This window comes from Caballeronia choica (assembly GCF_001544535.1).
GTDB classification, from domain to species: Bacteria; Pseudomonadota; Gammaproteobacteria; order Burkholderiales; family Burkholderiaceae; genus Caballeronia; species Caballeronia choica.
In genome coordinates this window covers 58267-69855 of record NZ_FCON02000032.1, presented here as the reverse complement: position 1 = coordinate 69855, position 11589 = coordinate 58267, and the positions used below count along the sequence as shown (strand labels likewise).

Sequence of the window (11589 nt, the reverse complement as noted above, 5' to 3'; positions counted from 1 at the left end):
AGAAGTGGTTCGCAGCGCAGCAAGGCAAGGCCGCATAACATCCTCGGTATGGGATTCGCCAAACGGGGGCAAGGTCATTTGTCTTTGTCGTTGAGCATTCTCTCTAGCGTACATTTTCTGTTTTTGTGAATGCCCTGGTGAAGTGAGCCCAGCACTATCCTAAGCCAGGCCTTCAGACACGTTCCAAAGCATCGTGAGATGCCCCTCGGAGCCAGCGTCGCCCGTCAGCCGGTCGCCTTAGGGCGCTAACTTCGCCACCCTGTCCGGTGTCTCAAGACTATCCCACAATACCGGTTGTCCCATGGCCGCTGTCGTTGATGTCCGACCAGCCAAGCGGCAGCTGACCAATGAGGTAGGCTGCCCAAAGTATAGGTAGGGTGAATGACCATGATTCGGTCGCGCCCCCAGACAATCGAGAAAAGTGTCGGCCTGCTCGAGAACCTTTCGACGAAATATTTCTGAGCAGCAGAGCGATACGAGCATGTTGGGTACGGGCTGCCGCCCGCTTCGTCTAAGTTCGACGGTCGCCCGTCAGCCCGAGGTCACTCCAGAACGTCCTTAACGAACAAACGCGCATACGATGGCGAGTTATGGGTTGTCCTTCTGCCGTCAACTCGCGATTCATCTTGTTTCGCGCATACGCCGTGTAGAGCTCACCTGCCAACATCTTTTGCTTCGGCGCTATCAAAAGGGAAGTGCAACACCTATCTCGTATAAGGTGTTGCAATGCCCGACAAAACTTCGTACCAGCAGCTTCAACCTGAAGAACGCCTCGCCATCGCAAGCCTACGACTGCAGGATGTGAGTATCAGGGCCATGGCCCTGATACTCGGGCGTTCACCAGCCACCATCAGTCGTGAGCTGATGCGAAACAGCTCCGCTACTGGCTATGCATCGGTGCCGGCTGAAGCGCGGAGCACCGCCCGTCGTAGCGCGGGCCGCCGCCCCGTCAAGCTTTGCCTGCAAAGCGTTTGCTGGCGGGTGGTGCTCACCCTGCTCGATTGGAAATGGTCGCCCCAGCAGATATCAGGCACACTCAAGCGTATGTATCCGACCGACCCGACCCAGCAGGTTTCACACGAAACCATCTACACGGACATCTACGCCCAGCCGCGAGGCGAACTGCGCCGCCAGTTGATTGCCTGCCTGCGCCACGGCCACAGCACCCGCATGTCCCGCGCGCGTGGCACAGACCGACGCGGGCAAATTCCCGACATGGTCAGTATTCGCGTGCGGCCGCCCGAAATCGAAGACCGCCTGCTGCCGGGCCACTGGGAAGGCGACTTCATCAAAGGCGCCGGTAATCAATCCTCCGTTGGCGTGCTGGTTGAGCGCACCAGCCGGCTGGTGCTGCTTGCCAAGATGGAGGATGCAACAGCGGCCTCTGCTCTGGCGGGCTTCTCGGCCAAACTCAATTCGATTCCCGAACCCTTGCGCCAGAGCTTCACCTATGACCAGGGCAAGGAACTCGCGCGCCATCAAGAACTCGCCGCCGCCACAGGCGTGAGCGTGTACTTCTGCGACCCGCACAGCCCGTGGCGACGCGGCACTTGCGAAAACACCAACGGCTTGTTGCGCCAGTACCTGCCCAAAAGCACCGACCTCTCGGTCTACAGTCAGGATGAACTCGATGCTATCGCCGACAGCTTGAACAGCCGGCCGCGCGCAACTCACGCGTTCCATTCGCCATTCGAGGTCTTCGCTGCGACACTTGCCTCAGCGAGCCAGCCTCAAGGCGCTAAACATTAAACCCCGTGTTGCACTTCAGTTTGAAACCGCCTTCTCTATCGCTGCTTATTCGCCCCTTGCGATTACGCAGCAGTCGTTTTGTCACGTCGGAATGCAAGCAACCGCGCAGTCGACCGCTGACAAAGCTCGCCATGCTGATTTAGGGTATCGCTCTGAACTTTCACGACCGCCCTGTCAGGCTTCGATTTCGATGGTGTTATTTCGAGAATAGTCGAGACAACGTGAAGGACGTCCCCGGGTCGCGTAGGTTGCGGCCAGGTTAACTCGCTGCCTGCGCCAATAACCCCGCCACCGAGCGGCACACTTTCCACCAGCAGTTTCATCGTTATCGCAGCCGTATGCCATCCGCTTGCTGCAAGTCCGCCGAAGAAAGTCTCCTTCGCGGCTTCCTCATCCAGATGAAACGGCTGCGGGTCAAAGGACATGGCGAATTCGCGAATCTGATTCGCGTCAACCTGCTGCTCGGCACTGACGAACACATCGCCGACATGCAGGTCCTCCAAATACAGTTTCCCGGACTCCATTACGCTCCCCAGTTTAGGTGGATGGTGAACTAAGTATCGACTTTACAGTCGGGGCGGTTCCGCTCGCTACCAAGCTTCCGATTTCGGAGCTAATCGGGCGGTCAATTCATCAGCCTCTGCGTTGAGTATAAGACTGAAGTCCCGTCCTTGAGAGAACCACCTCCCTTTGCAATATCGTTCAAGACTGAGGCAGCACTCGGTCGTAGCATTGTGACGAACGGTGCTCTTTCTCACAAGACGCAGCCATTTATGAAGCGTGTGTTGATGCTTGCGACTTATGCCAAGCAAACTGAACCTTCATAACGGCTCGCTACACCTCGAACAGCCGGGCCACACCGGCGTCTATTCTGGTGAGTGGGCGTTCGCAGCTGCGGCATCAATGGTTTCCGCTCGGACACCCTCACGGTCGTCCAGACTTGCCGCGGTCGCGGTGTTCGTCACCAAGCAACAAGAGAATAGCAAGGACCACCATCGGTGCATTTTTCGTATCCCGGTCTCATTCAGTGGCGTCAGGTCCAATACGTGTCCCGTGTTTTTAACGATAATATCGTGGGCGACACGACTCGAAGTTTGGAGGTACCCTGTGAGTCAAATCCCGCACAATCTCGACAGCGAGGCGCGAGCCGAACTTCTCTGCTATCTGGTCGTGTCTCAACTCACCGCACGTGCGCTTACGGGCACGTGGCTGTCTGCGCCCAACGTTATCGAGTCTCTGCGAATTTGGTTGCGTGCGAATGGTGCCGCAACGGATTGGGAGGACCGACTCGCCGTGGCCGGTGCTGCAGACGAGGCGGCTCGGTCATTGTCAATCGATTTCTCGTCGGACGAGTATTCGCTAGCGCGACTCTTTTGTGTCGACCGCTGGCAACTGGACCACCGCTCGCCTATCGTGCAATTAGTCTACCGAGCATGCGTCGAGTATCTCGAGAAGCGATGACAGCCGCCGCGGGCGGATGTCGGGGTCGAAGCCGCCGAACGCGAAAGCACCTGAGTGACCAAGCTTCTTTGCGGATTCAGAGTGCCTCGGAGGTTAGCCTTTCGGCTGGTTCGAGCGGTTTGAGCCGCTTTGCGACGGCCCGCTTTGGTTTCAATGCTGAGGCGCGGTTGCGAATACAGCAGTGCAATGAAGCCCTACTCACAACGCTAGTCGATAAGCGTCATCAGGAGACGGCGCTCCGCCTCAGCCTTCCCGTACGGAACAGCGTACTGGCATGCGTCCGCTTCAGTCTCAAATCTGCCGAGCGCGCTAGACCCGCACTTTTCGTCGCCTCGGTAAGTGACGATTGCCATCGACACGAAACCGGATGGCTGCCATTCAATGAGCGGGACTATCCCGGCTCCGATGAAGTCGACACGCGGCACGTGCATGACGACTCGCCGTTGTGCGTCGACCGCCACTGTGTTGGCTGGCTTCATTTCGCAGCCTTCCTCTCGCCGTCCACGCCGCGTGCCTCCTTCTCCCAGAACTGGACGTCCCGGCCTTCAGGGGAGCCGGCCTCTTCCCACAAAACGCGCGCACGAGGTCGAATCTCCGCGTCTCTTTCAGAGGTGAGCTCGACTGATTCGAGGCTTTCGCCGCTCTCGCCAACGTGGATGCTTACTACGTCGTAGCCGTCAGCCGCTATGGTCCAATCCGTGACGTGCCTAGCCTCTTCGAATTGGCCGATGGCCGCTTGGACTGCTTCATCTTTTGTTCCCTGAGCGACCGAGACCCGCATTAGCTCGCTGTGATGCAGAAGGCCTGCGTGGCCCAGTATTTCTTTATAGAAAATCACTTCGAAGGGACGTCGTTCGGAGCCACCGCCCTCAACGTCGCTCATGGATATGATGCCGACCAGGTGACGGTCGGCGTTGACAATCGCAAGTCGTTGTACATGCGCCTGGCCCATGAGCGTGGCCGCCTCTTCGACAGAGTCCTCCTTCAAACAGCAAATCGCGTCAACAGACATCGCGTCACGTACCCGCATGTGATTGGGGTCGCGATTGTCTGCGACACCGCGCATCGCGATGTCGCGGTCGGTAATCATTCCGAGCAGGCGGCCGTCTTGGCAGACCGGCAGACAGCCAATACTGTCTTTTCTGAGCTTGCGTGCTGCTGATATCCGTGGGATTGGCGGCGTAGTTCTCTGTAGTGGGCGCATTTATTCTATCGGAAGGCTGTGCGGTCCTGTTAAATAGAGGTACGGTCAAATGAAGAGCGATTCGACAACAACGTGCCGAACAACTCTGATGATGATTCAACGACTAGGAGGAGCGTACTCGATGAGGTCCGTAAAGTATGTTTGTGCGTCAAGCAGCAGAACAATCGATGGAAGGCTCGATGAGAACACAGCCTGGTTTGAGTTCCGTCAGGTTGCCCATCTGTTTGACATGAATCTCGAACAGGCAGCCAAGGTACTCCGGCAAGCGGGCGCGACCGGCGACATTGAGGCTGCAGAAGACGTCAGGTCATCCGACCGCTGCAAATGTCTGTTGAGTCATCGGGCTGTTGTCGCGGTTGGATACCAAGTCAACTATGGCCGGGCAACAGCCTTCCGTCATTGGTGCGCCTCGAGTCTGACTGTCCTGTTCCGATAAATCATCTTTTCATTCTTCGCCGTCACACCGCACGGTCATGCAGTTGTGCATCGAAATCAGATAACGCGCCTTGTACACGGCGCCGACAAGCGTCGATTCTCGCTCGGCCCTCACTCAGATTTCCTCGAAGAGTTTCTGGCGTTCAAAGTTCTGATGAACCTGTGGCATAAGTCACTCGATATGCGAACGTAGACAGCCGAGGCGCGGAAGCCCCTCCGGCAAGGCAAGAAAATGCGACTTGCACGCATTCTTGCGACAAGCCGTTTTTGAGTGCCTGCAGCAACGGGTCGCCCGCATCTGCAATTCTCTACGATGGCGCAAAGTCGGAAAACTGCTGCGGCCGGCCGGCCGGCCGGTCGCGCGCGGCCGGTATCACTGGGATTTAGAAGTATCAAAATCGACGAAACCCTTTGATACCAGAGACAACCGCCTGCCAGTTGCGCAGCGCAACATGCTCATGCGGCGGCGATGAGAGGACCTGCTGCGGCGCAAGCGAGTCTTCACTAGCACCGCATCTGGTAACCTTCCACGTGCGGCGTTCAGTCAGCCGCCGTCGGCGGATTGACAACCACTCGAGGCTCCTCAGAACCCGCCACCTGCCGTCCCAATTCCAGAGCCGCAATGCAGCAAAAAATCAAAGCAACACCAAATGCGTCCGCGAGGCCTATCTGTTCACCCACTGCCCAGCCAATTGCGAGAGAAACCACCGGCGTGATATAGATGGCGCTAGCGGCAGCAACAGCGCTTAGCTCCTCAAGAAGTAGATAGTATAGAAACAGGGACGCGCCTGTACCCAATACTCCTAGCCCAACCGCTAAGCCAATTGCGGCGCGCCAATCCGAAAACACTCGTCCGATTCCGCTCAGGTCCGTTGCGCAGAGAAGCATGAGCAACGCGATACCCATTTGCCAAGTCACAATCGCAATAGGACGAACATTGATGCCTGACATGAACATCCGCACATAGACGTAGGAAAGACCAAATGCCATTGCGCCACTCAGCAGCCACGCAACACCCTGCATATCCAATGAGCCGCCTGCACTTGCCAAGCTACACGGCCGCGAAATGAGTGTAATGCCGGCCAGGCCCAAGCCGACACCGAGCACCATCAGCCCGTTCATCCTTTCCTGTCGAAGGAAGACATGGGCGGCTAACGCAGTGAAAAGAGGCGGTGTGGCACCCAGTACACCCGCGATGCCCGAGGGAAGTAATGACGTACCCCTTGCCATCGAAAAATAGGTGAAAGCAGTCGCCAGAGCTGCCAAAACCGCAAAGTGGTGCGCATAACGAATCTGCTCGAAGCTAAGGACCTTCTTTTGCCAGGCCAAAGCTAAGACCACAACGAAAGCGAAGAAGACTCGAAGCAGAGAAATCTGACCAGCGCTGATGAATTCGCCCGCCCACTTCATGTAGATGAAATTCGACCCCCAGAAGATTCCGAGGAGTAGGAAGGCAATGTACGTCTTTCTCATGGGCCCAAGCTCCAAACCTTTCGTGGCTCTAAGTTAAGCAGGCCGTATCTGCTGATATTGGCCTTGCTCGCCGTGTTGAAGCCGTCATTGGCTCCTGCCAATACGGCTACGGCGTGGGAGCATCTTCCCTGATTAGCCCATGACGCCGCCAAACCGGCGGATAACCTCGCGGCTCACGCAGCATCAGTTTGCGTATTTGGTCATCGTTCTTCTCGAGCCATCTCATTTGCTCGTACACGGAGTTTCCGGGGATGTGCGGCACCCCACCCGTAATGACTCGCATCGGCTCGCCTGAGTGCGTCTCGACCGCGTTGAACATTCTCTTGAACGTCATACTTTCAACCTTTTACGGTGTGCAGGCCTAAGCCAAAGTCTCATGAGCGGGCGCGCAAGTCGAGCTAGCCGCCGAAGGCCCCGTTGGGGATTTTTAGACATGACCGAAGGGAACGGGTCCAACCATTCCATCGCTGAACACTGATTTCCGTCATATCTTGATTCGTTTTGCTAATCGCACACCTTTGCGCGATTTATCGACCGCCGCATTCACATCGCTTACGGCACTGAGATTTCGAAGGAAAGAGAGAACCTACACGCGAGACGGAGCGGGGGAAGAGAACGGAGTTGGTCGAGAAAGGAAGCTTCGATTCCTGCTGCAAAACCGTCGCTTCCAATCTCTCACACTGCACCAGCTCAGATACCATTTGCCTTCAGACGTGCGTCATACCAGCGGGAAAACTGGTCAAGATAAGCCTCGGTGAACCGCGAGAAAGGGCCGGGGATGTATGCCGGGTCTTGAGTCCCGCTGTGCGCGTTACCGACAAGCTCGGCGTCCTGAGCCGTCGTCGCGACCCAGACTTCGGTCAACTCTTTGAGGTCGTAATCGACGCCCTCGACGGCATCCTCGTGAACTAACCACACGGTGCGAACCTGGGTTTTGTCCGGTGCAAGCGGGATTGCATAGGAAATCAGTGCGTGGTCGCTCATCACGTGCGTCCACGAGTGATGCCCCCACATGTGAACGTCTCCAAGGTCGCGACGCGTCAGCTCGCCTAGCAGCTTAGTGCTGGCGACCTTCGTGCTCATCGTCTGTGATTCGCCGGCACCCGCGATGACCAGCCGCTGAGTACGGAAGTTTGTAAGTACGTCCTCGTCGAGGGATTCAAAAGCTTCACAAGCGAAGCCGTCGCTTTCCCAGTCCGCCTGGCTAGCCGCATTCCTCTGTTTATAGTCTTCGAAAGCGCGCAGCGATTCTTCATTTTGTCCTTCCGGACAGAAGCCAAAGTCCTCGGGCAGGAAAGAGTTCACGAGTTCTGGATGGGTCCCAGCGCAGTGGTAGCACTCGCGGTTGTTTTCCATAACGAGTTTCCAATTGCCATTTTCGACAATGGTCATCTCGTGTGCGACCTTCGTGCGCTTCAAATCATACGGCGCGAAGCGCGGTGTCATTTCGGACTCGAGCTTCGAGAAGTCTTCGGGCGCATTCTCGGCGAGGCAAATGAAGATGTGAGCTCCCACTACCTTCACATGCACAGGGATGAGACTGTGACACGTCGGGTCGAAATCTTTTCCCATATGGCTCGTATGGCGAAGGCTGCCGTCGAGTTCATAGGTCCACATATGGTAAGGGCAGACCAGCATTCCGACACTGGCCTTGCCCTCGTTCTTCATGATGCGCGAACCACGATGCCGGCAAACGTTTCGGAAGGCACGAATACCCTCGTCCTCGTCGCGAACAATCATGACCGACGCCTTCCCGATGTCGAGCGTGAAGACGTCACCCGGCTCGGGCACATCAGCGGTCACGGCAACGAGAATCCAAAGCTTGTTGAAGAACACATCGAGGTCGGTCTCGAAAACGTCCTGCCGACCAAAAAGTTCGCCAGGCAAGCCGTGGCCGGGCCTGCGGCTATCGAGCAGTTCGCGATGCGTTTTGAAGTGAATTTCAGACATTGTGGGTCCCCATCGAATAATCGTGCTGCGCACACAGTCACGGCCTATGTGCTGAGTATTGAGGGCCCAATTGGGGGCGTCAATGCGCTATTTTCGTCACGTCGCATTACTTTAAATTATGCCTGTCGGGCAGTTCCGCGAGCGTTCCAGTCCGGCATTGTGCGCGGCGGTCGCGCCAAATGGCTTTCCTTTTCCCAAATCCTTGCCAGCCATCCGCCTCCTTGAGATGTGATGCCTGAAATCGTATCGCACGCCAAGTTGTACGCCCATTGAAGACGCTACGTGGAAACTGTGGGAGTTAAGCAAATCCCGCAAAACCTAGGGTAACCGGACAAACCGGCACAAGCAAAGCCGCGTCGGTGGAAACGTCCGCTCCACAAAGTTCACGCACATATCAACGGAGGCATCTTGCCGTGAGCGCTCTCCCAATCCAAAAGCCGCACCGCGCAAAAGTCCACACGCAGGGGATGACGGCCCGACGACGTCGCATAACTTAAAGTGATGCCTGGATGAAAATAAAGCGCGTTGACGCGATTTTTCGGCAAACCAATACTCAAGTCATGCAGAGACAAGCGAACCGCCACATCTGTTGGGTGTTCGTTTCGTTTTGTCCGTCTGCTGCGCGTACCAATCACAAGTGCTCCATCGCACTAAGCCATGCTCCTTCGGGGCTATTCGGTTCGTCGCCTTCTGAGCTGCCTAACGAACGTCGCTCGTTTGATGTCGACTGATTTCGCGTGGGTGGCGCGCCGCTTGTCTGATATGCATGCCGTCTTAGCAGAGATTGAATCATGAACGCTGTTGAAATGAGTTTTGGGCGTAATCCGGAATTGGCAGACCGGCTGACCAGCACCATCACATGGGAGAACGGCGCACGGCAATGGCCAAGCGGCGAACAGCAGTTGCTCACCTGCTGCCGCGTCACAGACGAGACGCATGACGTGCGGACATTTGAGTTTCGGACAGAGGACGGTCTTCCGGTCCGTTTCGAGCCAGGGCAGTTCATGACGATATCCGCGAATGTGAATGGGCAGTCGGTCGAGCGCTGCTACACGATATCGTCTCCGCCGACTCGTCCATTTCTGGTTGCAATCACTGTTAAGCGAGTACCTGGCGGCATCATGTCGAACTGGCTTCATGAAAACATGAAGCCCGGTGAGCAATTGCGCGCATTTGGTCCCTCTGGCGCGTTCACGTCGACTGCCTCTTCTGCACCGAAGTCGCTTTACCTATCCGCTGGTTCTGGAGTCACGCCGCTTATGTCCATGACTCGAGCAAGCGTAGACCTCGGACTCGACCGCGATATTGTTTTTGTACATAGCGCTAGGACCCCCGAGGACATAGTGTTTCGGCAGGAGCTCAACCGCCTGGCCACGCTCTCCCCAAGGCTGAAAGTGTTCTTCGTTTGCGAAGGAATCGGCGACGAGGCAAGCTGGGCCGGCGGTACAGGGCGCCTCAGTCTCCAACTCCTTTCCGAGTGGGTCCCAGATTTTGCTGAACGCGACGTCTTCACCTGCGGTCCGGCGGGTTACATGGGCGCTGTCAGGAATGTGCTTCGTGAAGGCGGTCATGACCCAGCCCGCTACCATCAGGAGAGCTTTGACATCTCAGCGGGAGTTGCGCCAGACCCGATTCCGGTCGCGACCGAAGTGCCGCAAGATACCTTCACTGTCAAGCTCTCCAAGTCGTCGAAGACGTTCACGATGACATCGTCCGAAACTGTACTCTCAGCAGCGAGAAAAGCAGGCGTCGCGATTCCTTCGTCGTGCAGCCAAGGTGTATGCGGAACATGTAAGACAAAGGTGCTGGACGGTTCAGTGGACATGAAACACAACGGCGGCATTCGCGAACGCGAGGTTCAGAAAGGCTTCCGTCTTTTGTGCTGTAGCCGTCCAACGTCCGACCTCGTGCTCGAATTGTAAGGTCGAACTATACGTAGGCCCCAGTTCCTAGGCGTCGGCGGGCGCAGCCCGTTCGCAGTCGCGCTGTCAAGCGCCCGGAAAAGCGGCGCGGCAACCGTAGCAGAAGACAAAGAGCAGCCTGAAAACCCGGAGAATGTTGCATGACTGGCAGCCAGACGCACGACAAATGCGACGTGAGGAACCTCAAAAGAACGGCGAATACCCAGTCCGATGTTCGTGACTACCGCTTATCGCGAGTGCAGGAAATCTTGCGTCAAAACGACTGCTCAGCGATTTTGCTGTACGACCCAGTGAACATCCGTTATGCGACGGACACGTCCAATATGCAAATTTGGACCGGGCGGAATCCCTCTCGGTACATCATGGTATTCGCGGACGGCCGAGTCATTGGCTGGGAATTCCATAGCTGCACGCATGTTTGGGACGAGCTGGACCTGAACTTCGAACTCCGGAGCGCCGTGGGTTGGACTTTTTTCAGTGCGGGCCATGAAGCGGAGCGACGAGCCGAAGCCTGGGGAGCTGAGATTGTTGACGTGTTGCAGCGACGCGCCCCCGGTGAGTTTCGCCTTGCAGTCGACCGGCTGGACCCCATCGGTACGGCATACCTAGTGAAGAATGGCCTGACACTTCTCGACGGACAAGCCATGATGGAGATGGCGCGTTTGGCGAAGTCAACTGGCGAAATTGTCCTAATGAACGAATCTCTGCGTGCGTGCGAAAAGGGTATCGAATGCATGCACCGCGAGTTGCGTCCCGGGATGACTGAACAGGACCTGTGGGCGAACCTCCATTACGAAAATATCAAGCACGGAGGCGAGTGGATTGAGACACGATTACTTGCATCCGGTGGTAGAACTAACCCGTGGATGCAAGAGTGTTCGAACCGCGTGCTGCAAGAGGGTGAACTACTCGCTTTTGATACGGATATGGTGGGCCCGAACGGCTACTGCTCCGACATCTCACGTACCTGGACGGTTGGCGGGACAAGGCCTTCGGACGAGCAACGCCATCTTTATGAGAAGGCTTATTCGCAGGTTCACTTCAACATGGACTTGTTGCGACCGGGCATGTCATTTCGCGAATTCTCGGAGAAGGCCTGGAGAATCCCCGAGATTTATCTCAAGAACCGTTACAGCTGTGTCGCGCACGGTATCGGGATGGTTGACGAATACCCGTCGATTGCGCACCAAGTCGACTGGGAAAGTGGTGGTTACGACGGCGTCTTTGAGCCGGGCATGACGTTATGCGTGGAAAGCTACATCGGTGCAGAAGGAGGAACGCAAGGCGTGAAGCTTGAACAACAGGTTGTGCTGACTGAAAGCGGATGCGTGGCCCTGACGTCGTGCGACTTTGAAACTGATTGGCTGTGAGGCTACGAATCAAGGCTCGTAGTCT

The 11589-nt window shown here is 56.5% G+C and carries 8 protein-coding genes; 3 read left to right on the top strand and 5 right to left on the bottom strand.

The annotated features are described in order from the left end of the window. Window positions 1-726 precede the first annotated feature (726 nt). Window positions 727-1749, top strand: coding sequence for an IS30 family transposase (locus tag AWB68_RS16580; protein WP_087645434.1), 1023 nt, complete (start codon window positions 727-729; stop codon window positions 1747-1749). 62 nt (window positions 1750-1811) lie between these two features. Here AWB68_RS16580 and AWB68_RS16575 read toward each other — a convergent pair whose 3' ends face one another. From AWB68_RS16575 to AWB68_RS16540, 5 genes are all read right to left on the bottom strand, one after another. Further along, on the bottom strand, window positions 1812-2273 hold the full coding sequence (locus tag AWB68_RS16575) for a MaoC family dehydratase (RefSeq protein WP_087645433.1): 462 nt from the start codon (window positions 2271-2273) through the stop codon (window positions 1812-1814). Between the two features lie 1412 nt (window positions 2274-3685). After that, the gene (locus AWB68_RS16560; RefSeq protein WP_160110024.1) at window positions 3686-4414 is read right to left on the bottom strand and encodes a CBS domain-containing protein; all 729 of its coding nucleotides are present in this window, start codon (window positions 4412-4414) and stop codon (window positions 3686-3688) included. A 975-nt stretch (window positions 4415-5389) separates the two neighbouring features. Then, window positions 5390-6322 carry a DMT family transporter gene (locus tag AWB68_RS16550; protein WP_087645429.1) on the bottom strand — a complete coding sequence of 311 codons (933 nt, stop codon included), beginning with the start codon at window positions 6320-6322 and terminating at the stop codon, window positions 5390-5392. A gap of 106 nt (window positions 6323-6428) precedes the next feature. Continuing rightward, complete coding sequence (locus AWB68_RS16545; protein WP_268810929.1) at window positions 6429-6641, bottom strand: proline racemase family protein; 213 nt, start codon at window positions 6639-6641, stop codon at window positions 6429-6431. 371 nt (window positions 6642-7012) lie between these two features. After that, a complete protein-coding gene (locus AWB68_RS16540; RefSeq protein ID WP_087645428.1) occupies window positions 7013-8272 on the bottom strand; it encodes an aromatic ring-hydroxylating oxygenase subunit alpha in 1260 nt (419 codons plus the stop codon). Window positions 8273-9063: 791 nt separating this feature from the next. On the opposite strand from AWB68_RS16540, the gene AWB68_RS16535 reads away from it, so the two are divergent. Next, entirely contained in the window at window positions 9064-10194 is a 1131-nt protein-coding gene (locus tag AWB68_RS16535; RefSeq protein ID WP_087645427.1) for an FAD-binding oxidoreductase, read from the top strand. A gap of 140 nt (window positions 10195-10334) precedes the next feature. Continuing rightward, window positions 10335-11564 (top strand): M24 family metallopeptidase, encoded by a 1230-nt coding sequence (locus AWB68_RS16530; RefSeq protein ID WP_087645426.1) that lies wholly within the window; start codon window positions 10335-10337, stop codon window positions 11562-11564. Window positions 11565-11589 lie beyond the last annotated feature (25 nt).

Bases quoted from the DNA above. Each gene is read 5' to 3' on its own strand.
- AWB68_RS16580 (WP_087645434.1), top strand. From the start codon at position 727: ATGCCCGACAAAACTTCGTACCAGCAGCTTCAACCTGAAGAACGCCTC.
- AWB68_RS16575 (WP_087645433.1), bottom strand. From the start codon at position 2,273: ATGGAGTCCGGGAAACTGTATTTGGAGGACCTGCATGTCGGCGATGTG.
- AWB68_RS16560 (WP_160110024.1), bottom strand. From the start codon at position 4,414: ATGCGCCCACTACAGAGAACTACGCCGCCAATCCCACGGATATCAGCA.
- AWB68_RS16550 (WP_087645429.1), bottom strand. From the start codon at position 6,322: ATGAGAAAGACGTACATTGCCTTCCTACTCCTCGGAATCTTCTGGGGG.
- AWB68_RS16545 (WP_268810929.1), bottom strand. From the start codon at position 6,641: ATGTTCAACGCGGTCGAGACGCACTCAGGCGAGCCGATGCGAGTCATT.
- AWB68_RS16540 (WP_087645428.1), bottom strand. From the start codon at position 8,272: ATGTCTGAAATTCACTTCAAAACGCATCGCGAACTGCTCGATAGCCGC.
- AWB68_RS16535 (WP_087645427.1), top strand. From the start codon at position 9,064: ATGAACGCTGTTGAAATGAGTTTTGGGCGTAATCCGGAATTGGCAGAC.
- AWB68_RS16530 (WP_087645426.1), top strand. From the start codon at position 10,335: ATGACTGGCAGCCAGACGCACGACAAATGCGACGTGAGGAACCTCAAA.